We start from the raw sequence: 19,314 nt of genomic DNA, 5'->3' as shown, positions 1-19,314 counted from the left end.
TATTCTGAAAAATAAAGTGATTACGCTCGATATTTTATAGACTAAAGCGCGTAATACTGCTCCCGTAAAGAGATAGGTGAGGCACGTGATGTTGGAGAGTTACACTTTTTCCCGGATTTCTACTAAGCAGAGCAATCGGATGCTGGCTATAAGACAGTTTTTGTCTCTACATGAGTTAGGGATCGATGAAGATGTGGAACACTTCGTCGTGGCTTACCAAGAGGACATGGAGATCATTGCCTGTGGTGGATTAGCTGGCAATGTTCTAAAGTCGATTGCGATATCGCCAGACTTACAAGGCACTGGGTTTGCGCTCAAGTTAATGTCAGAGCTCACGAGTTTTGCTTATGAACTTGGCCGATTTAATCTATTTTTGTTTACTAAGCCTGCCAATATCGTGATGTTTCGCCAGTGTGGCTTCCACTTAGTTGAAAAGGTGGAACCCAATGTTGCACTGCTGGAAAATAGCCCTAACCGTTTAAAAACTTATTGTCAGGAACTGTCTGCTAAACGTAAGCCAGGCGGTAAAATCGGTGGCATCGTAATGAACGCGAACCCGTTCACTCTTGGTCATCAATATCTGATAGAAAAAGCATGTCTACAGTGTGATTGGGTGCATCTGTTTGCCGTCAAAGAAGAGGGTAATGAATTCTCCTTTGCCGACAGGCTTGCCATGATTCGTGCTGGAACCGAGCATCTTAAAAATCTGACCATTCATACCGGATCTGATTACATTATTTCTCGGGTGACATTCCCAACGTACTTCATCAAAGATCAGCAAGTGATCAACTATGCGCACACCGCATTGGATCTTAAGATTTTCCGCAATGCTATTGCCCCAGCGCTTGGGATCACGCACCGCTTCGTCGGTAGTGAACCTCTGTGCCCTGTTACTCGCCATTACAATCAGGCAATGCGTCAATGGTTAGAAAAAGATCTCGAAGATGAGTGTGGTCCTGCGATTGAAGTGGTTGAAATTGAGCGGTGTCAGGAAGGAGCAGAGCCTATCTCTGCGTCAAGAGTGCGTGACCTGCTGCGAGCAGAGGATATTCCATCCGTGCGCAGTTTAGTGCCACAAACGACGTATTCTTATCTCAATCAGCATTACATTGCCCCGGCACAGCAGCCTCATTCCGTGGCCACTGTGTAATGCATGCTGATTGCTTTTTTACAAACTATTCATCAAGGTCGAACCAATGAAAATTTCTCACCCCGCGTTCGCGGGTACACTGGAATCCAGTGATCTTCAGGTCCGTATCGAACCTAATGTGAGTGGCGGTATTGAACTGTCTCTGGACAGCACCGTTGAACAGCAGTTTGGTAAGGCGATTCGAAATGTTGTATTGGAAACGCTTTCTAATATGGAAGTGGCTGATGCAAAAATCATTATCGAAGACAAAGGTGCACTTGATTGTGTGATTAAAGCACGCGTTCAAGCTGCAGTATTACGTGCTTGTGGTGAGCAAGAGATCGATTGGAGCCAGTTGTCATGATTAAACTTCGTCGCAGTATGCTGTTCGTACCTGGCGCCAACGCAGCTATGCTAAGTAACACCTTTATTTACAAGCCAGATTCATTGATGTTTGACTTGGAAGATTCTGTTGCGCTACGTGAAAAAGACACCGCTCGTATGTTGGTGTTCCATGCGCTACAACATCCAATGTATCAAGACATTGAAACCGTTGTTCGTGTTAACCCTCTTGAATCTGAATTTGGTCTTAAAGACTTGAATGCTGTGGTTCGTGGCGGTGCAGATTGTGTTCGTTTACCTAAAACGGACTCTGCGAACGACATCATTGAAATGGAAAAAGCGATTGAACAAATTGAAATCAGCTGTGGCCGTGAAGTTGGCAGCACCAAACTATTGGCTGCTATCGAAAGTGCACAAGGCATCAACAATTGTGTTGAAATTGCCCACAGTTCTAAACGTTTAATCGGTATCGCTTTAGGCGCGGAGGACTACGTGCGCGATCTTCGAACTCAACGCTCGCCTGAAGGCATTGAGTTACTGTTTGCTCGTTGCTCGATTCTCCAAGCCGCTCGTTCTGCCGGTATCATGGCATTTGATACGGTTTACTCTGATGCTAATAACGAAGAAGGCTTCCTAAAAGAAGCTGAGCTTATTAAGCAGTTGGGCTTTGATGGTAAATCTTTGATTAACCCACGCCAAATCGACATGGTTCACAACGTATTTGCGCCAACGCAAAAAGAAGTGGATTACGCTAATGCAGTTATTGAAGCCGCTGAAGAAGCAGCAGCAAATGGCCTGGGCGTTGTTTCACTGAACGGCAAAATGGTCGACAGCCCAATTATCGAACGCGCACGCTGGACACTTCAACGTGCTGAATCTGGTATCAAACAGTAAAGGTAGTGTCATGAGTGTTAGTACTTTAAATAATCCCCTCACTGCTGATGAGATGGAACGTTATTCATTAACTCCATACACTGAAGCTCTGAAATTGACTCCGCATTTAGCGAACGAGTCAGACAAAAAAAGCCGCAAAATAAAAGCTTCTCTTGTTGAAGCAATTAAAGACCTCGGCTTGAAAGATGGTATGACTATCTCTTTCCACCACGCTTTCCGTGGCGGCGATAAAACCATTAACATGGTGATGGATGTGATCGCTGAGCTAGGCATTAAAAACCTAACTTTGGCATCAAGCTCATTGACTTCTGTTCACGCGCCTTTAGTTAAGCACATCAAAAACGGTGTGGTTTCTAAAATTTATACGTCTGGTATTCGTGGTGAATTGGCTGACGAAATCTCTCGTGGTCTATTAGAAGAGCCTGTGCACATTCACTCTCACGGTGGTCGTGTTCACCTTATTCAATCAGGTGAAATTCACATTGATATGGCGTTTATTGGTGTGCCTTGTTGTGATGAGTTTGGTAACGCAAACGGCTTCAAAGGTAAATCTATCTGTGGCTCACTAGGCTACGCCAAAGTGGACTCAGAATACGCAGATAAAGTGGTGATGTTGACTGAATCTTTAGTTGGCTACCCAGCGTACCCAGCATCGATTCACCAAGACAACGTAGACGCTGTTGTGCAGGTTGAAGAAGTAGGTGACCCAAGCAAAATTGGTGGTGATGCGACTCGTATGACCAAAAACCCTCGTGAACTTCTGATTGCTAAATACTGTGCAGACGTCATCGAAAACTCTGGTTACTTCAACAACGGTTTCTCAATGCAAACTGGTTCAGGTGGTGCATCACTAGCGGTAACTCGTTTCCTAAAAGAAAAAATGATTCGTAAAGATATTCGCGCATCATTTGCTCTTGGTGGTATCACTGCCACTATGGTCGACCTACATGAAGAAGGTTTGATTGAGAATCTGTTAGATGTTCAGTGCTTTGACTCAGTGGCTGCTGAATCGCTTTCTCGCAACCCTCATCACATTGAAATCTCGGCTAACGAATACGCTAACCCATCATCAAAAGGTGCGGTTGTGGATCGTCTAGACGTGGTTATCTTGAGTGCTCTAGAAATCGATACTCAATTTAACGTCAACGTGATTACAGGTTCTGACGGCGTGATTCGCGGTGCATCAGGTGGCCACAGTGATACTGCTGCTGCAGCTAACCTAGCCATTATCGTTGCTCCTCTGGTTCGTGGTCGTATCCCAACAGTTGTTGAAAAAGTGACTAACGTGGTGACGCCTGGTTCAACTATCGACGTATTGGTGACTGACCAAGGTATCGCTGTTAACCCTAATCGTCCTGATGTGAAAGAGCGCTTGGTTGCGGCTGGCCTACCAGTATTTGAGGTTACTGAACTGCAACAACGTGCCGAATTGCTAACAGGTAAACCAGAGCCGTTAGAGTTTGAAGAACGTACTGTTGGTTTTGTTCACTACCGCGATGGTTCTATCATTGATGTGATTAAACAGGTAAAAGCATAATGACCTTTTCAACCGATTCTGAGGTGAGCTTAAACGAACTGCTTGACCGCAAAGAAACTCGGGTGAAACAACAACAAGAGTGGCTTAAACGCCACTCTCTTCCCATTGTTTCATTCACTGTTAACATGCCTGGTCCAGTTAAGATGAATGGCTCTAGCCGTGTAGTTATGAAAGCCGGTTTAGCCGCGATTCGTGCGCTATGTGCGAAACAAGGTTGGGAAATCATCGGCAGTCAAAAGATTGTCGAAAACACCGGTCCCGAAGCAATTGTTGCCATCAAAGCACCTTCTGCTTCTTTGTTGAAAAAGGCCATGATGGAGATCGAAAATCATCATCAACTTGGCCGACTAATGGACTTGGATGTGATTGATGTACGAGGAAAAACCGTTTCTCGTGATGGCGTTAATCAGCCACGTCGCCGCTGTTTTCTATGTGAAGAAGAGGCGAAAGTGTGCGCACGTTCACGTCGTCATGATTTAAAAGAGCTTTTGGCGAAAATCGAGGAAATGACCCATGAGTATGAATGCTACGCTTGAGTTATTAATCGACTTTTCTCAAGAGGTTGCTGTGGCTGCTCCGTCTCCTAGTCAACGTGCATTCAGCCTACCTAAGTTGGTCGCTCATTTGGCCTACCATGCCATGATGCTGGAAGTGCACCTAACACCGAAACCGGGTTTAGTGGATACCGCTAACAACGGTTCTCATGATGATATGACGCTCGATACGTTTGTCGCGAGTGCGGATGCGATCGTGCCTTATCTCGAACGTTTTGTGGCTGCAGGGAGCCATCATTCGCGTCATCCGGTTACCCAATTATTGCATGTGTTGCGCCCCATTGGCGTTGAAGCAGAGCGTGCAATGTTTCGGGCCACGAATGGGGTGAATACTCATAAGGGCATGATTTTCAACTTAGGGTTGATCTGCGGAGCGGTTGGGTGGCTTAAAGGCAAACAACTTAAAGTCGATGCTTTGCACATCAAAGAAGTGATTCGCCAAGCCTGCGAATTTTTGGTGTTTGATGAGTTGAAGGGTAACGCCAAACACGAGCCGAAAACCGCAGGGGAGCGTATGTTCCAACAATACGGTTTAACCGGTGCTCGTGGCGAAGCCGCTTCCGGTCTTGGCACCATCATGAAGCACGCGCTGCCAGCCTATCAAATGTGTTTGCGTAATGGTGTTTCGACCGAACAAGCCATGTGGCATACCTTGTTGGTGTTAATGGCCAACAATGATGATAGCAATTTGGTCTCGCGTGGTGGTATTGAAGGATTGCGCTTGGTGCAAAACCATGCAGCTCATCTGCTTAATTTGGGTGGCTATCAATATGCAGAAATAGAGAATGAGCTTATTGAGTTCGATAAGATGTTGATAGAAAAACACTTAAGTCCAGGCGGTAGTGCTGATTTACTGGCGGCAACTTGGTTGGTTCATGAGCTGGTTGAATTGTTTGATAACGAATAAAAAGCGCCTTCCTCAGGGAATGCGCTTTTTTTATCACTTGTAGAGCGATTGGCTTTCTTTACTACACTCACTGTGCATTGAGTCGTGATTTAACTCATGACCACGCAATGGTCTTGGTCAGTGTTGCTGGCTTACGCTCGATTAATACGTTCCCCTCTCTTACCGACCAAAGCACGTCTGCTTGGTCGCGAATCACCTCAACATCATCGGCTCCATCAAGAATGATGAAACTCGCTGGTTTTCCGACTTCAATACCGTATTTTTCTGTGATGTGCAGCACTTTCGCGCCATTGTCAGTGATGAAATCCAAACCGTGGGAGAAATCATCAAAGCCCATCATATGGCAAGCATGTAGGGCAAAATCAAGCTCGCGCAATAACTTACCATTACCTAGGCTGTACCAAGGATCTTGAATCGAATCTTGAGCTAAAGCGACGGTCATTCCCGCGTCGGTGAGCTCTTTAATGCGCGTGATTCCGCGCCGTTTAGGTAAGTTATCAAAGCGACCTTGCAAATGAATGTTGGAGGTTGGGCACGAGACAAAGTTTATTTTCGACATTTTCAATAGACGAAACAGTTTAGAGCAGTAAGCGTTATTGTAAGAGTGCATCGCTGTGGTATGGCTAGCAGTCACTTTATCGCCCATCCCGGCTTCAAGGGCTGCAGTAGCGAGAACCTCTAAAAAGCGCGACGCTTCATCATCAATTTCGTCGCAATGCACATCCACCAATTTGTCGTGTTGTTTAGCAAACGCCATAACCCAACGCATCGATTCCACCCCATATTCGCGGGTGAATTCAAAGTGAGGTATGCCGCCAATAACATCGGCACCGAGTTCTACCGCTTGTTCCATCAAACCTTTGCCGTTAGGGTAGGAGAGAATGCCCTCTTGAGGAAAAGCAACAATTTGCAAATCCATGAATGGGGCGAGTTCTGCTTTAAGGGCTACAATGGCTTTAAGCGCAGTAAGCTCTGGGTCAGTTACATCCACATGAGTGCGGACAAACTGCACGCCGTTTTCAGCCAGTAACCGAGCGGTTTTGCGTACGCGAGTTTGGACATCTTGCTCGGTTAGCATGGGTTTGCGCTCTGCCCAGCAGGCAATTCCTTCAAACAGAGTGCCGCTTTTATTCCAGCGTGGTTCACCGACGGTCATTACAGCGTCAAGGTGGATGTGTGGCTCAACAAAGGGCGCACAAAGCAGGTGACCTTGGGCGTCAATATCAGCCGAGGTGTCGACCATTCCTTGAGTCTGTGCCTCAATTGCGACGAAACGTCCATTTTCGCAAGTGAGAGTGTAAAGCTGTGTCTGTTGGCGCAAGCGCGCGTTGATGATTTTCATCCCGGCCTCATCTCTGTTCTTAAAAAGTTATACAGTTCAGTGTGTAACCTTATGCAGATAGATGCAATAGCTAGGCAGTAATGATTGAGTTTAGCGTCTCATTAGTCCAACTGCGCCAAGGTGAGCATTACCAGCAGTTGTTCGACGTGCTGCTCAACGTTGCCTGATGAGGGTAACTCAATCCATAAACACCATGTTTTTTTCTCCGACATAAAGGGCTTACAACACCAAAATTGCTCTGGCTGAGCATGGTATTGACGAAGCAGGCTTTGTAACCACAATTCATCGTAGATCAGTGGGTTTAGTTCCAGTGTGACTCCGTCTTGTCCTGCTCTAGATTGCCGTTGCAATACGGCATCATGACTAAGGGGCAGTCTGGTACCCGAGGTATGCTGGCTAGTCGTCAGCCACTGGGTTATTTGTTGCTTAATCATATTGGCTTAAATCGTATACGGTGGTATCTGGGTCTTTTTTCAATTCGTCACGCAGGGCGGGTCCCCACCAGATCACCAACTGCGTTGGTGAGGACATTTCTCTTGCACAATGGTTATCTAAGCACTTGGGTACGTTAGTGCTAGTGGTGGCACAGCCACTAATTAAAGTGATGAAAAGGCACAGTAATGCTTGGCGGTATAACATCTAAAAGCTCCTTAGTGACTGACTGCATTATCAAGCAATGACGTACGGGTGGGCTTATCAGTTTCTGGTTTGATCACTGCAAGCATCACTTCTGCTGATTCGCCGGGCCCCATTAAGGTGCTAGGACGTACCGCAACAGCAAGCGTGTCGCGATGAGTACAAGTGGCTTCATCAAAACGAATCGAGTGGTCGGTTTTATTGGTCACGGTTCCGACTAACAGTGCAAATTTTTCGCCGGTGTACCATTCGCGATTCTTGCGATTGAAAGTGACACCTTCGGTACGTTGGCAATAGTGTTCTAGCGTATAAGGAATCTCTTTTTCAGCGCTAAATCCATCGGGTAAAAACAAGTTGTTCAGTTGAGTCAGTGCCTTAGAAACCAGAGTGCGAGTAATCCCCAACCGTTTGGCGCGGTCTTTATCTAGCGCTTGTTGGACATTGTCATTGTCCTCTTCTGGGATAAATTGATGAGGATTCAATTCATTACCTACTAAGCGTGGCGTGATAATAAAGAGGCGTTCACGTTTTGATTGGTCGTTATTTTTGTAGCTAAACAGTTTGCCCACGCCCGGAATGTCGCCAAGTAAAGGCACTTTGCTCTCTTGCTGGGCGTTTTTTTCCACTTTAAAACCACCGACTACCAAAGAGCGTTGCGTCTGCATAATCGCTTGAGTGCTTATGGTGCCCCGGTTTACGGTAGGCGTTGTGCTGCTATCGTTGTATTCAATTCGGCCATCTTCAATATCTAAAGAAAGTTGAATCAGTGGCGCGGTGGCTGATTCGATCATGCGTGGAATAACTTGCAAGCTTGTGCCGGCCGTGACGGGGGAGACGTTGGCCACTCGTTCACCAATGGAACTGATGTACGCCGTGTCATTAAAGTCGATCACTGCCGGTTGATTTTCGATGGTTAAGATGGATGGATTGGCGATAAGCGATGCTTCACCTTGATTTTCTAGCGCGCGAATATTAGCAAAGAAGTGACCAAAGTCTTGGATCATCACCGTTGCTGCGGTGCCTGTAGAAAGAAACGGTGTCACCCCCGCTGGGTTGATCTGTGCTTCGGTGCTCCCTGCGCCGACCTGCCAGTTAATACCTAATTGATCGAGTTTGTTTTTGTCTATGTCAAGGATAACCGCATCGATTTCAATCACGTTACGCGGACGATCCAGCTTGTTGATCAAATCCTGATACATCTGACGTTTATCAATATCATCACGAATCAGTACGGCGTTATTACGTGTATCCGCACTGATCTTGGAGCCTGAGCTGCGTTTGCTAGTTAGTTGGGAGTTGACTTGGCTTTGGCTCATGCTATTACCCAGCATTTTGCTCTGCATGCGCTGTTCAGCCAAGGTTTGCAAATTACCGAGTGATTGCAAGCTACTGTCTAACGTTAGTCCATTTGTGTTCATTGCCATTGGTGCATTTTTGTGTCCTTCGAGTAGATCGCGCAGCATACTGGCAATGCCTGGAATTTGGATGTTTTTGTCACGAAACTTGATGTCACGATCGCCTACTAATGCGTATTTTAGCGGGAAGACCATGACTTGCATTTTGTCTTCTTTGCTCTTTTTCTTTTTACTGAATTTTTGAATCAGTTCTACGTAGCGAGTTGGACCAGAGACCATCACGATGCCTTCATCGGGTAACTCCCCCCAACCAAAGCGTTTGTCGAGTAAACCGACTTGAGTTAGAGCATTTTTGAGGTCGGATATCGCATCTTGAGACACTTCTATGGTGGTCGAGGTTTGATCGTCAAGCGGGCTAACGTAAAGGGTGCCATTGTAAACGAACCATAAAAACTGATGCTCCAAAGCTAGCCGATTCAAATAATCCGTTGCTGAAGCGGCACGTAATTTTCCATTAACCACACCACTGACTTTACCCAGATTTAGCTTCACGCCGAATGTTTTGGCAAATTCGTTTAAAGCGTCAATCAAGGGTGTTTTTTGGGCATCAAACGCGTATGCCGTGCTTTGCCATTTGGTTGGTACGGCACCATGGACGGCGGTGCTGGTTAACATGACAAATAGCGTCAGAACCAGAGGAAACCAATGAATCGTCTTTTTCATAATGTGCTCATGCTGGATTACAGAAAGTTCTTTTTATTCGGTTGGATTGTTAAAACCACTCGTACTGTCAAAACGGTCGCAGTTGCTGTGACAAACTCAACGGAACAAAAGGAACCTGATTGGGTCGTTGCTTAGGTGTCTCATCCAAATCAGGAAATTGTGTTTTTAAACACGCTTGCCAACAGGTGACTTGATTTACGATCTGCTCAATTCTGGCCATAAGAGGTTCAACAGAAGGTGATTTCTTATCCATAGCGATAAAATCCACTAAATGATACTGACCATGACAATCAAGACTTGGTAGGGCAGTGAAACGATCAGATCCCATTCCCGTTAACATGACCAACATTCCTGGATGAGGACATTGAGAAAGCGTTAGCGGAAATGGAATGCGCATTGTTACCCCGCGATCCATCTGAGTTAGATCAATCGGACGCTTGTCCACTTCGATGGCAATATTGGGCGTCCCTTGCGTTAACCAATGGTCTAAGGTGGCGGTTAGCTCTGTGATCGATAACATCATTAGCGTATTTCGTTAATGATGGCTTTTGCCAAGTTGTGTTTGACTTGCAGCTCTTGGTTGACTGCCCAACTCGCGGTGGCGTTTTGGCGCATCGCCGAGTTAAACGCATAGATATCATCTAATGATGCGTTGTCTAAGTTGGTCACCAATTTGTCCATGTTGTTTTGGGTGCGTTCAAATTGCATGTCTAGACGATGGCGTACAGATTCAACGGATGGCATCAGTCTCTCCTTGATAAAACAGTGTGGGTGTTGCGCGCAAAACATGTTGCCGCAGCTCGGTTTTACTCGATACAAAGCTTGGGTGGAATGTGAGCTAAATTAGTTCCCAGTGGAGTTGACGGTTAACCAAGCTGCTGTGCATGCGACAGGGCATCACCTGCCGCATGCACAAATGCTGCTAGTGAGTGACAGGCGCTGAGAACCAAGGTGTTACAAATGGGCGTACTTGCTTTACTTGTTCGATAAAGCCAATCAGTGAGTCGTTGAAGAGTTGTTGATCGGTTTTATCAATCGGCAATAGATGGCAGAGGCACAATTGCTGTTGTTCATCAATGGCGAGCCAGCACCCCTGCATGGCGCTGATTTCAAAGTTCAATAGCAGGATTTTTCGCATGACCTCTGCACTGAGATCGCTAGGTAATGTCATGATCACACAGTGGAAGATAATGTTGTCGCTAAAATCAGGGACTTCAACCACCGCATTTTGTTGGGAAAGGTGATCATAAATGGCACACACGCCGTTACGTAGGCTCAATTGTGTATTCATTGAATGTGCGAAATTGCGTAGGTATTGATCAGTTTTAGTTTGTGTGGGGGTCATGTCCATGGCCTCGTTGTTAGTAAAATAAAAATAGAACACGTGTTCTGGTGCTGAGTGGCGTTGCTAAGGGTTCAGTTCCTTTTGGGAATGGAGGACCTCGACTAAGAAGTAACGTGAGACGCAAAACTAGATTTATTACTCTAATTTTTGAGAGTGGAGTAAGTAGGAGTGAATCAAGAAGAGAATAGGTGAGTAAGAATAAGTGTTTAGGGAACGGTGTACGGCAGTTTGGCGGTGGAGAAGGGGGGGTGATAATAACGGGCCATTGGTCTAACATGGTATCAAAGTGGTTATCACGCCTGAATCTTAAAGGGATTAGATGGCGGTTACATAGCATTAGGCAGAGGGCTCCAGGTAACTTTTTAATGTTTGGCGTGCGCGTGACAATCGAGAACGAATGGTGCCAATAGGAATACCAATATAGTCTGCAGTGTCTTGGTAACTTAGGTCTTCATCTATGATCAGCTTTAAAATGGATTGGGTTTCGCTGGGTAGGTTTTCAATCGCTTCCATGGTGCGATTTAGGAGACGTTCGTGCTCTACTAACATTGCCGGATTTTCATCCACGTCGCTCTGTAACTCTTGGCTCATGGCTTCGGTCATTTCGTCGACTAAAACCGTCTGTCCGTAGTATTGTTTGAAATAATTACGAGTTAAGTTTACTGCGATACCAAATAACCAAGTTTCCGGTTTGGATGCGCCACTGAATTTGTCTTTACAACGCATGGCTTCTAAGTAGGTTAGTTGCAAGATTTCTTCTGCATCTTCTTCATGCCACACTTTCTTCTGAATAAAACGACGTAGACGTTCATTTTGACTTTTGTATAACTCTTCTATGTTTATTACTGGTTTTTTGAATTCTTGGAAAGAAATTGAACTATTCATGCTTTTACCTATTTAATTATTAATAACGCCAGTGAATCTAGCGATGTTTAATAAGTAAAAGAATTCGCTACTTTGTTCCAAGACAGTGTAAATAAATGTAATTTACTTTTTAATAATATTAACCGATTGGTTTAAATTAAATTATTTGTTTATATTCAATACGTTGAATTATTTTAGTAAGGGATTGTCTCTAGCTTTATAAGGTTTTTTAAATTGGATTATTTTTTTGTAAGGATATTCCTACAGGTATAAAAATACATAATTAAGCTTTTGCTTAATTATGTAAGTTAGAGTAATAACTCCATTTTCTCTTGTTTTTTGGAACTAGTGTCAATGATTCTTCTTTAATCTTTTATATTGTTGTCATATTTTTAATTAAGACTCTATGTCGGATATTTGGCTATAAACATCGGAAACGTTCTCTGTATCAAATTTATGTAATACCTGGTATATCTTTGCAACATATCGTAAGGTTTCTCGAGGAATATAACTGCCAATATCATTTTTATATAATGTTCTCGCTAGCCAAATAAAACGAATCACAGGAATGTTTTTTTGTTTTGCCTGCTCAATCAAATCCAAAGCATCTTCATCTTGTCCTTTCGTCATAATTAAAGGTAATGGTGTGCTTTCTGATTGATAAAATAATGCGACTGCAAAGTGGGTAGGGTTTACCACCAACATATCGGCTTCATTTAATACCGGCTTATTTTTGCGTGGTTGTGGTTCTTCGTTCGCAAGTCGCCTTGCTTCTGAGCGGCGATGTCCCTTGGTATGGGGATCGCCTTCCGAGTTTTTAAATTCGTTTTTGATGTCGTCTTTACTCATGCGCAAGCCTTTAAAATAAAAGTACTTTTGCATTCCAAAATCGAGAGCGGCGAGTACTAACAAGACTAACAAACAGCTGCGGGCCACATGACTAAACAGCGTTGCAATGGCAAGCCAACTTTCGGTAAGTGACAGGTAAGGCAGCTTGATCAGGGTCGGCAAGGCTTGATACAGCAGCCAATAAATTAATAAGCCAAGAATAATGGCTTTTAATAGGCTATTGAGTAGTTCAAACCATTTTTTGCCGGAAAACATGTTTTTTAGTTGTGTCGCTGGGTTGAGTTTATTGAAGTCAACTTTTAGAGCTTCTGGTGCAAATAAAAATCCAAACTGCAACCAAGCGCCGGCTAAGCGCATTATAACGGCGACGCCCAACACAATTCCCATCATGGCGATAGCAATACTAAAGCAGTCAACAATAACCGCGTTAAGAGCATAGCCAAAAGGTTGGTTCATCAGAGATAAGGGAGAAGCGACGAGAGTTTCTAGCTGCTTCATACCATCTTCTACCATGGCAAGAATAATCTCGATAAGAGCGGTGACGATAAGCAGTTTGGGTACGTCCTGACTCTGGCCCACTTGCCCTTTTTTGCGTGAATCACGAATTTTCTTCGGGGTGGGTTTTTCGGTTTTTTCACTCATAGAACCACTCTATTACTTGGGGATTTGGAGTAACAATGAGAGCGTCTGTGACAAGTTCGGCCAGTCGAGGTTCCGCTGGCTGATAAAGTCAAACAGGTTCGGCATATAGAAGATCACAAAGAGCAATCCCACCAAGCACTTAATCGGCATGGCTAAAATAAATACCTGCAATTGTGGGCTGTATAAACTTAGTATGGCCATGCCAAATTCGATGAATAACAGTAGGCCGACTAAGGGCGCTGCGTAGAGCACCAAGTCGGAGAACGCCTTAGTGAGTAATTCTAAATAGACGGAAAAGCCGTCTGGGGTTGGTAAAGGGGTCCATTGCGTTGGTGGCCACAACAAGTAGCTATCCCAGATCACTTGCATTAGGCCGAGAAACGAGCCTGAAGTGATCATCATCACCATGAGCGATTGTTTGAACAAAAAGCCAAGAGGGGTGAAATCAACCCCAAGACTTGGGTTTAACTGCCCGCCCATTAAGGCGCCACGTTGGTTATCAAAGAGTGCCCCCACGGATTCGAACAACCAAAATGGAATGGAAAGTAGTGTGCCAAGCAGTATCCCTAGGCATCCCTCTTTGAAATAGAGAGCAAACCAAGTGATCCAAGCATGATCTTTAGGAAGCGCTGCGTGTATGCCTGGGGCGACCATCAGCGACAGTACCACCACAACACAGTAGCGCAGCACGCCTTTCAGTTCATGAAACGAGAACAGAGGAATGAAGATCAAACAAGGCAACAGACGAGCCATGGCTAAGGTCATGGCAAGTATCCAATCACTCAGTTGTGGGATCATTGTAAATACCATGGTTAATGACCTACGAACGCCATGGCTTGAAAAGCGGCGCTGGTAAAGGACAAAATCTCTACGCCAATCCAGCGACCAGTTAATGCTAGGGTAACGGCCACACAGACCAGCTTTATAGCGAAAGGCAGCGTTTGGTCTTGGACTTGGAATAGTGCTTGAAGCAATGAGGTTAGAACGCCAACCAAAAGGGCAACCAGTAATGGTGGGGCGGAAAGCATGACCACCAAAGTCATACCTTGTTTAAAAAGAGTTAGAGTATCCATAAAACGCGCCTATCCGTTAAACCAACAGTGACAGTAAACTCAACAGCAGCAGTTCACTGACAATGGATTGCTTCCGCTGGTGGATGCCAGCCGATACGTTAAATCAATCAAAAGTTTGGTCAGTGCAGATAGGAGTAGAACAGACCATCCAATAAACGACTCCATCCGTCGACCAAAACGAACAATAAAATTTTCAGTGGTAATGAGATGGTCATGGGCGACACCATTTGCATCCCTAAGGCGAGTAACACGTTAGAGACAATCAAGTCGATGACGATAAAGGGGATATAAATCAAAAAGCCAATTTGCAGACCTGCTTGTAACTCAGACAGCATAAAGGCCGGAATCACCACCATTAAGTCGTCTTTTTGCACATTTTCCGCCATCTCTTTTGGCCACATTCGAGCGGTGTTATCCATGATGTGGGCTATCACATCAGGGTTAGCATTTTTGACCATAAATTGTTGCAAAGGACCAATAATGTGATTGACGCTTGATTGCATGGTCGTCAGCGAGCTGAAATCAGGCGGCGTCTCTTTGACTCTTTCGCTTATGTCGTGAAAAACCGGAGCCATGACGAAAAAGGTGGCCGCCAGAGCGATGCCATAAATCGCCATATTAGGAGGCACTTGTTGAACCCCCATGGCGTTGCGAGTGATGAGCAATACCATGGCAATTTTGAGAAAGGCACTGCAGACAATGAGCAGCATAGGTAACAGTGATAGGCCGCCTAAAAACAGGGCAAAGAGTAGCGGATCAACTTGGCCTAATCCCATGAATCAGACTCCGTTTCTACAGTGCGACTATCGAATTCCTCATTTAACTCAGGTGATGATGTTAAACGGCGAGTGGGTAGGTAAATATCGGTCAACTGTAACCCTAGCTCACCTTCAATGCTGACGAGTTCACCACTGGCAATACGGCGCTGACCTTGGCGCAACTCCGCATGACCCGGAGCCACTCCCTTGGCCGTGAGTAGAGAACCAACCGTTAGCTGGCTAAGTTCTTCAAGGCTTAACGTTACATCACCGGCATGAATTGTTAGGGTAATAGGAAGCGTGTCGCTTGCGGAAAGAGAATGACTCTCTTCAAGCGGTAAGTTTGATTCATAAGACCAATCTTCGGAATGATTCATGCTGCTCTCTGTCTGCAAAATGGATGTCCTTTGAGTGACCAGATAGTGGCATACGGTTCCATCAAAATTTGCTTGCAGGGTAAAAAGGGTGCTGCCGAGTTGCAAAGCTCCCATTCCCTCACAGGAAAAACGAGGTTGAGTACAATGCAAAACATCGCCAATGCTGAGTTGCTTGAGGGCTTTTTGGTCAAATGCCAAAGAACCGACAATGAGCGGGGTGGTGAGTATAAGAGACCCCGTATCCAGAGTTGCAATCGACTGCCAAGTGTGACGGCGTAGCCACTCGCTGAGTGTGTCATCGGTAAGGCCAATTGTTAGACTCGCGCGGCTATCCCCTTGCTGCCAATGTAGTCGATACCAATGACGTTCCAACGTGTGGTTATCTTCAATCATCATGCGGGTTAAAGGATAAAAAAGAGGGAGTAACTCGTGGTGGATCTGTTGTTGATACCACTGCACTTCCCAGCATGATTGGTCAAGATTTAGAGTGCTCGGACAAGGGGCGCTTGAGAGTTGATTGAGCCAATGTTCAGCTTGCTCAGCTTCTAGACTGAGGGAACCTAAATCGGTGTGATATTCGGCCACTTTTATCGACGAATCTAGGTCGTTTAAAGGATAAAGGGCCATGCGTAAATGACCACGCTGCGTGTTAAATATGGTCTGTTTACCATAACCAATTAGGTTACTGTGACGTTGTTGGGCATGTGTGCGCTGTGGCAGCTGGCTGATAAAATTAGGCATCATGTTCACCTTCTAGCGAGTGGATGGAGAGTACGACCGGTGCTTGAAGTGCTCGGCTAAAGTGATCACTCAGTTGACCATGTTCCTTGCGTACCGCTTGAGCACTTTGGTGACGGCGAAACGACAACTGGATTTGCCAGGTAGAGGCTTGGTACTGTGCTTGCAATTGCACTTCTCCTAAATTGGGCAGTAAAAGCTGACAATGGAAATCTTGCGGTTGAGTAGGTAAGCAGTCGGTTACGCGCAGGGTGATATTTTCTAGCCAGCGAGTGGGGTTTGCGCCTAGATCTGTGGTTGCTGTTTCTTGAGACTGATTCGTGATTAAGGAGGTAAACAGCCCGATATCTTGTAATTGGGGCAAAGGTGAAGAGTTTGGATTCGTACCAAGGGATGAGTGCCACGTTGAGGTGTCTTCCTCTTGGCCTTTAGGTGGTGGTAATGATTCTTTAATTGGCGCGAGTGTACTCATTGTGACTCCTTTACCCATTGCTGCATTTGTTGCCATTTTTCATGGCGTTGCTGCTCTTGAATCATAAGATGCTTGGCTTGTTCGACCCGCTCTGCTTGTTGTTCAAGGGCATTTTTTAGTTGATTGATGGTTTGTTTTATTTGCTCAATTTGCGCGAGCAACTCCCGTTCTTGACCTATCCAACAGTGCAAGGTGGATTGGTCGATAGGTCGGCCCTGATGGTGATCGCTTAGGGCTTTTTTCTGTGCAATTTGCTCAAGTTGACGGGTTTCAAGGTGACAAACTTGCTCTTGGTGACGTCGTTCAAGTTCACGTTGTTTTTGTTGTTCTTTACGCAACGTTCGTTGGCTTTTCCTTAAACGATGATCTCGTATCGGCCCTAAGCAATTGAGGGTCTGCTCTAGGGCAAGTTCGTCCTCATCGCGAGGTACTTCAGGCTCAGGAATGAAGTGGCGGCGCATCGTCAATCAACTCAGCTAGTGCGTCGATAATGGTGTCGTATTCCATGGGATCGCTCATGCCTTGCTGTAAAAACGCGAGGATCTCTGGATAGACTTCGATGGCGTAATCGGTGAACGGATTTAACCCCGTTTCGTATTCGCCTAACTGCAGCAACATGGCCACCTCTTTGTAGGATGCCAGTAGGTTACGCAGTACCCCAGCCTTGACGCGATGGTCGTATTCGGTCACGTTGGTCATGATGCGACTTAAACTGCCCAAGACATCGATCGCAGGGTAGTGGTTTTTTTCGGCCAGCTTGCGTGAGAGAACAATGTGTCCATCAAGTAAGGATCGGACTTCATCGGCGACCGGGTCACCGGCAATGACATCGCCTTCAATGAGCACGGTATACAAAGCCGTGATGGAGCCCGCACCTTCCATGTTTCCCGCTCGTTCAACCAGTCTTGGTAACATGGTGTAAACCGACGGAGGAAAGCCACCACGACCGGGAGGCTCGCCGGCGGCCAAACCTATTTCACGTTGCGCTCGAGCGAAGCGGGTTAGTGAATCAATCAGCAGCAATACTCGTTTCCCTTGAGCGCGAAATCCTTCTGCAATGGCTGTTGCGGTTGAGGCCGCGCGGGCGCGCTCCATACTGGTTTTATCTGAGGTGCTGCAGACGAGAATGCAGCGTTGGCGCAGTTGTTCGTCCAGTTCGTGATCGAGAAATTCGCGTAGCTCTCGACCACGTTCACCGATCAAACCAAAAACGATGACATCACAGGGCATATTGCGGGCAAGTTCAGCAAGCAAGGTGGTTTTACCACAGCCCGCACCCGCAAATACGCCAACGCGCTGTCCTTCGCCCAAGGTCATTAAACCATCGATAGCGCGCAAGCCAGTGGGAATGGGCACGCTAATACGAGGTTTCTTAGTTGGCGCTAATGCATCTTGAATGACAGGCGTTGTGGTGCTTGATGGTTTAAGAGAAAAGGCGGCTTGTTGGCCTTGTAGCAAGCGTCCAAAACCATCCAGCACCGACCCCAATAGGGCATCGTTACACACAATTTGATGTTGTACATAGTGCGGAACAATAGGCGCCCCAGCTTCAATACCCTCTAAGTTGCCAAGCGCTGAGAGCAGAACTTTATCGGCGCTAAAGCCCACCACTTCCGCCAGCACATCACTGCCTGCAGTGCCTGAGACACTGCATAAATCACCAATACGAGCGAAGGGCAGTGACCCTTCAAGCAAAATTCCGTTGATGTCACTCACTTTGCCTTGAATGGTGACGCAAGAGGCTTGCTGCCAATCATGGGACACTTGCTGTTGCCATTGCTGTAGGCGCTGGTGGGGGCTTGCTTGCTGCTGTGAACTGTTCACCAAGAGACCTCAAAGTTGTCTTTTCCTTTGAACACGACTTTGTTGGCATCGATAGAGACTAAGCGTAGCCCTTCGATTTCATCTCCCACAAAGAGACGTTTGCCATTGCTGGTGACGACACTCGCCATTGGGCCAGAAACAATCTGTACTATCTCAAAGGGCAGAGCGCTTTTTTGGGCAGATATCCGTTTAGCGATGGTTACCGGGGTTTGGTATTGCTCATGAAAACGCGCCATCATTCGCTCAAGTTTTTGACTTTGGTCGGTGGTGAGTGAGCCGGTCATTGCCACCTGAGAGCCTTGATGAGACAGCGCTATAAAACGATTGAGTTCTCGTTCTGAGAGCATGTTGAGCAATGTTTGTTCCACAGCGGCACTATCAGATAGTTTTTCTCTATCATCTTGAATGGTTGGCAATGTGGGTGCGCTAGTGCTTTGCGGCGTTGGATACAATGCTGCCCAAGTGCTGGTTGCGGCAATGGTGACCGCACTAATAAAACCTAGCAAAAAGGGCAATACTGTCTTTTTACGGGCTGGCGCTGGCTCAACTGCTATCGACTCTGGCGTGACGCCGGATGTCACTTGAGTTGCTGGTAGTTCATATTGCCACGGGGTTTCTGCAGGACACATGGTGAGCCAAACACTGCCAAGAGCGAAACTAACCTCTCCTTCGGCAATCTCTAAGTGTTCGATAACATGTCCTTCGTTGTCGGTCATCTCACCTTGTCGCTTGGTTAATACCCAGCCCGATTGTTGAGAGGTAATAGAGCAGTGTTGTGGGGCGATATCACTATCTAAAAGAACCAAGTCGGCTTCTTGGTCTGCGCCTATCAGCCACTCCTCGCCGATGAGTGGCAGAGCTGCGCCCCGGTTTAAACCGGTTAGTACACGTAATTCATACATGGTTGTCGCTCTCAGGTTGAAGAAAAGGCCACTATGCCCCCATGGCTTTGT

The 19,314-nt window shown here is 46.1% G+C and carries 23 protein-coding genes; 6 read left to right on the top strand and 17 right to left on the bottom strand.

What is annotated here, in order from left to right; all coding sequences use genetic code 11:
• Nucleotides 1–88 precede the first annotated feature (88 nt).
• The 6 genes from citC to citG are packed head-to-tail and all read left to right on the top strand — an operon-like array spanning nucleotide 89 to nucleotide 5,363.
• Complete coding sequence (citC, locus tag JCM16456_RS12090; protein ID WP_068714681.1) at nucleotides 89–1,150, top strand: [citrate (pro-3S)-lyase] ligase; 1,062 nt, start codon at nucleotides 89–91, stop codon at nucleotides 1,148–1,150.
• 46 nt (nucleotides 1,151–1,196) lie between these two features.
• Nucleotides 1,197–1,493 (top strand): citrate lyase acyl carrier protein, encoded by a 297-nt coding sequence (gene citD, locus JCM16456_RS12085; RefSeq protein ID WP_068714679.1) that lies wholly within the window; start codon nucleotides 1,197–1,199, stop codon nucleotides 1,491–1,493.
• Nucleotides 1,490–2,365 (top strand): citrate (pro-3S)-lyase subunit beta, encoded by an 876-nt coding sequence (citE, locus tag JCM16456_RS12080; protein WP_068714677.1) that lies wholly within the window; start codon nucleotides 1,490–1,492, stop codon nucleotides 2,363–2,365. Before citD ends, citE begins: the two co-directional genes overlap by 4 nt.
• A 10-nt stretch (nucleotides 2,366–2,375) precedes the next feature.
• A complete protein-coding gene (gene citF / locus JCM16456_RS12075; RefSeq protein WP_068714675.1) occupies nucleotides 2,376–3,902 on the top strand; it encodes a citrate lyase subunit alpha in 1,527 nt (508 codons plus the stop codon).
• On the top strand, nucleotides 3,902–4,438 hold the full coding sequence (citX, locus tag JCM16456_RS12070; protein ID WP_068714673.1) for a citrate lyase holo-[acyl-carrier protein] synthase: 537 nt from the start codon (nucleotides 3,902–3,904) through the stop codon (nucleotides 4,436–4,438). Before citF ends, citX begins: the two co-directional genes overlap by 1 nt.
• The gene (citG, locus tag JCM16456_RS12065; protein ID WP_068714671.1) at nucleotides 4,416–5,363 is read left to right on the top strand and encodes a triphosphoribosyl-dephospho-CoA synthase CitG; all 948 of its coding nucleotides are present in this window, start codon (nucleotides 4,416–4,418) and stop codon (nucleotides 5,361–5,363) included. The genes citX and citG overlap by 23 nt, the downstream gene beginning before the upstream one ends.
• 94 nt (nucleotides 5,364–5,457) lie before the next feature.
• Here the strand turns inward: citG and codA are convergent, their stop codons facing one another.
• From codA to JCM16456_RS11980, 17 genes are all read right to left on the bottom strand, one after another.
• Nucleotides 5,458–6,705 carry a cytosine deaminase gene (codA, locus tag JCM16456_RS12060; RefSeq protein ID WP_068714669.1) on the bottom strand — a complete coding sequence of 416 codons (1,248 nt, stop codon included), beginning with the start codon at nucleotides 6,703–6,705 and terminating at the stop codon, nucleotides 5,458–5,460.
• A 101-nt stretch (nucleotides 6,706–6,806) separates the two neighbouring features.
• Nucleotides 6,807–7,139 carry a hypothetical protein gene (locus JCM16456_RS12055; RefSeq protein WP_068714667.1) on the bottom strand — a complete coding sequence of 111 codons (333 nt, stop codon included), beginning with the start codon at nucleotides 7,137–7,139 and terminating at the stop codon, nucleotides 6,807–6,809.
• Entirely contained in the window at nucleotides 7,132–7,344 is a 213-nt protein-coding gene (locus JCM16456_RS12050) for a hypothetical protein (RefSeq protein ID WP_068714665.1), read from the bottom strand. Before JCM16456_RS12050 ends, JCM16456_RS12055 begins: the two co-directional genes overlap by 8 nt.
• Before the next feature lie 11 nt (nucleotides 7,345–7,355).
• Nucleotides 7,356–9,419, bottom strand: a complete 2,064-nt coding sequence (gene sctC, locus JCM16456_RS12045) for a type III secretion system outer membrane ring subunit SctC (protein ID WP_068714663.1) — start codon at nucleotides 9,417–9,419, stop codon at nucleotides 7,356–7,358.
• A gap of 67 nt (nucleotides 9,420–9,486) precedes the next feature.
• Complete coding sequence (locus JCM16456_RS12040) at nucleotides 9,487–9,942, bottom strand: hypothetical protein (protein WP_068714661.1); 456 nt, start codon at nucleotides 9,940–9,942, stop codon at nucleotides 9,487–9,489.
• A complete protein-coding gene (locus tag JCM16456_RS12035; RefSeq protein WP_068714659.1) occupies nucleotides 9,942–10,163 on the bottom strand; it encodes a serine kinase in 222 nt (73 codons plus the stop codon). Before JCM16456_RS12035 ends, JCM16456_RS12040 begins: the two co-directional genes overlap by 1 nt.
• A 178-nt stretch (nucleotides 10,164–10,341) precedes the next feature.
• On the bottom strand, nucleotides 10,342–10,764 hold the full coding sequence (locus JCM16456_RS12030) for a type III secretion system chaperone (protein WP_068714657.1): 423 nt from the start codon (nucleotides 10,762–10,764) through the stop codon (nucleotides 10,342–10,344).
• A 336-nt stretch (nucleotides 10,765–11,100) separates the two neighbouring features.
• The gene (locus tag JCM16456_RS12025) at nucleotides 11,101–11,649 is read right to left on the bottom strand and encodes an RNA polymerase sigma factor (RefSeq protein ID WP_068714655.1); all 549 of its coding nucleotides are present in this window, start codon (nucleotides 11,647–11,649) and stop codon (nucleotides 11,101–11,103) included.
• Between the two features lie 375 nt (nucleotides 11,650–12,024).
• Nucleotides 12,025–13,119, bottom strand: coding sequence for a type III secretion system export apparatus subunit SctU (gene sctU, locus JCM16456_RS12020; protein WP_068714653.1), 1,095 nt, complete (start codon nucleotides 13,117–13,119; stop codon nucleotides 12,025–12,027).
• A 12-nt stretch (nucleotides 13,120–13,131) separates the two neighbouring features.
• Nucleotides 13,132–13,917, bottom strand: a complete 786-nt coding sequence (sctT, locus tag JCM16456_RS12015) for a type III secretion system export apparatus subunit SctT (RefSeq protein WP_197655206.1) — start codon at nucleotides 13,915–13,917, stop codon at nucleotides 13,132–13,134.
• Between the two features lie 14 nt (nucleotides 13,918–13,931).
• Complete coding sequence (gene sctS / locus JCM16456_RS12010) at nucleotides 13,932–14,192, bottom strand: type III secretion system export apparatus subunit SctS (RefSeq protein ID WP_068714649.1); 261 nt, start codon at nucleotides 14,190–14,192, stop codon at nucleotides 13,932–13,934.
• 119 nt (nucleotides 14,193–14,311) lie between these two features.
• Complete coding sequence (gene sctR, locus JCM16456_RS12005) at nucleotides 14,312–14,968, bottom strand: type III secretion system export apparatus subunit SctR (protein WP_068714647.1); 657 nt, start codon at nucleotides 14,966–14,968, stop codon at nucleotides 14,312–14,314.
• Entirely contained in the window at nucleotides 14,959–16,071 is a 1,113-nt protein-coding gene (locus tag JCM16456_RS12000; RefSeq protein ID WP_082712297.1) for a FliM/FliN family flagellar motor switch protein, read from the bottom strand. Before JCM16456_RS12000 ends, sctR begins: the two co-directional genes overlap by 10 nt.
• Nucleotides 16,061–16,537, bottom strand: a complete 477-nt coding sequence (locus JCM16456_RS11995; RefSeq protein WP_068714642.1) for a type III secretion system HrpP C-terminal domain-containing protein — start codon at nucleotides 16,535–16,537, stop codon at nucleotides 16,061–16,063. Before JCM16456_RS11995 ends, JCM16456_RS12000 begins: the two co-directional genes overlap by 11 nt.
• The gene (locus JCM16456_RS11990) at nucleotides 16,534–16,998 is read right to left on the bottom strand and encodes a hypothetical protein (RefSeq protein WP_156430521.1); all 465 of its coding nucleotides are present in this window, start codon (nucleotides 16,996–16,998) and stop codon (nucleotides 16,534–16,536) included. The genes JCM16456_RS11995 and JCM16456_RS11990 overlap by 4 nt, the downstream gene beginning before the upstream one ends.
• Nucleotides 16,976–18,361, bottom strand: coding sequence for a FliI/YscN family ATPase (locus tag JCM16456_RS11985; protein WP_269450795.1), 1,386 nt, complete (start codon nucleotides 18,359–18,361; stop codon nucleotides 16,976–16,978). The genes JCM16456_RS11990 and JCM16456_RS11985 overlap by 23 nt, the downstream gene beginning before the upstream one ends.
• A complete protein-coding gene (locus JCM16456_RS11980; RefSeq protein ID WP_068714636.1) occupies nucleotides 18,358–19,263 on the bottom strand; it encodes an FHA domain-containing protein in 906 nt (301 codons plus the stop codon). The genes JCM16456_RS11985 and JCM16456_RS11980 overlap by 4 nt, the downstream gene beginning before the upstream one ends.
• Nucleotides 19,264–19,314 lie beyond the last annotated feature (51 nt).

The organism is Vibrio tritonius (assembly GCF_001547935.1).
GTDB classification, from domain to species: Bacteria; Pseudomonadota; Gammaproteobacteria; order Enterobacterales; family Vibrionaceae; genus Vibrio; species Vibrio tritonius.
The sequence above is the reverse complement of the archived record's forward strand: the minus strand, read 5'-3'. Positions and strand labels throughout refer to the sequence as shown.

What these genes read in the sequence shown, in the direction of transcription:
- citC (WP_068714681.1), top strand. Translation starts at nt 89, where the DNA reads ATGTTGGAGAGTTACACTTTTTCCCGGATTTCTACTAAGCAGAGCAAT.
- citD (WP_068714679.1), top strand. Translation starts at nt 1,197, where the DNA reads ATGAAAATTTCTCACCCCGCGTTCGCGGGTACACTGGAATCCAGTGAT.
- citE (WP_068714677.1), top strand. Translation starts at nt 1,490, where the DNA reads ATGATTAAACTTCGTCGCAGTATGCTGTTCGTACCTGGCGCCAACGCA.
- citF (WP_068714675.1), top strand. Translation starts at nt 2,376, where the DNA reads ATGAGTGTTAGTACTTTAAATAATCCCCTCACTGCTGATGAGATGGAA.
- citX (WP_068714673.1), top strand. Translation starts at nt 3,902, where the DNA reads ATGACCTTTTCAACCGATTCTGAGGTGAGCTTAAACGAACTGCTTGAC.
- citG (WP_068714671.1), top strand. Translation starts at nt 4,416, where the DNA reads ATGAGTATGAATGCTACGCTTGAGTTATTAATCGACTTTTCTCAAGAG.
- codA (WP_068714669.1), bottom strand. Translation starts at nt 6,705, where the DNA reads ATGAAAATCATCAACGCGCGCTTGCGCCAACAGACACAGCTTTACACT.
- JCM16456_RS12055 (WP_068714667.1), bottom strand. Translation starts at nt 7,139, where the DNA reads ATGATTAAGCAACAAATAACCCAGTGGCTGACGACTAGCCAGCATACC.
- JCM16456_RS12050 (WP_068714665.1), bottom strand. Translation starts at nt 7,344, where the DNA reads ATGTTATACCGCCAAGCATTACTGTGCCTTTTCATCACTTTAATTAGT.
- sctC (WP_068714663.1), bottom strand. Translation starts at nt 9,419, where the DNA reads ATGAAAAAGACGATTCATTGGTTTCCTCTGGTTCTGACGCTATTTGTC.
- JCM16456_RS12040 (WP_068714661.1), bottom strand. Translation starts at nt 9,942, where the DNA reads ATGATGTTATCGATCACAGAGCTAACCGCCACCTTAGACCATTGGTTA.
- JCM16456_RS12035 (WP_068714659.1), bottom strand. Translation starts at nt 10,163, where the DNA reads ATGCCATCCGTTGAATCTGTACGCCATCGTCTAGACATGCAATTTGAA.
- JCM16456_RS12030 (WP_068714657.1), bottom strand. Translation starts at nt 10,764, where the DNA reads ATGACCCCCACACAAACTAAAACTGATCAATACCTACGCAATTTCGCA.
- JCM16456_RS12025 (WP_068714655.1), bottom strand. Translation starts at nt 11,649, where the DNA reads ATGAATAGTTCAATTTCTTTCCAAGAATTCAAAAAACCAGTAATAAAC.
- sctU (WP_068714653.1), bottom strand. Translation starts at nt 13,119, where the DNA reads ATGAGTGAAAAAACCGAAAAACCCACCCCGAAGAAAATTCGTGATTCA.
- sctT (WP_197655206.1), bottom strand. Translation starts at nt 13,917, where the DNA reads ATGATCCCACAACTGAGTGATTGGATACTTGCCATGACCTTAGCCATG.
- sctS (WP_068714649.1), bottom strand. Translation starts at nt 14,192, where the DNA reads ATGGATACTCTAACTCTTTTTAAACAAGGTATGACTTTGGTGGTCATG.
- sctR (WP_068714647.1), bottom strand. Translation starts at nt 14,968, where the DNA reads ATGGGATTAGGCCAAGTTGATCCGCTACTCTTTGCCCTGTTTTTAGGC.
- JCM16456_RS12000 (WP_082712297.1), bottom strand. Translation starts at nt 16,071, where the DNA reads ATGATGCCTAATTTTATCAGCCAGCTGCCACAGCGCACACATGCCCAA.
- JCM16456_RS11995 (WP_068714642.1), bottom strand. Translation starts at nt 16,537, where the DNA reads ATGAGTACACTCGCGCCAATTAAAGAATCATTACCACCACCTAAAGGC.
- JCM16456_RS11990 (WP_156430521.1), bottom strand. Translation starts at nt 16,998, where the DNA reads ATGCGCCGCCACTTCATTCCTGAGCCTGAAGTACCTCGCGATGAGGAC.
- JCM16456_RS11980 (WP_068714636.1), bottom strand. Translation starts at nt 19,263, where the DNA reads ATGTATGAATTACGTGTACTAACCGGTTTAAACCGGGGCGCAGCTCTG.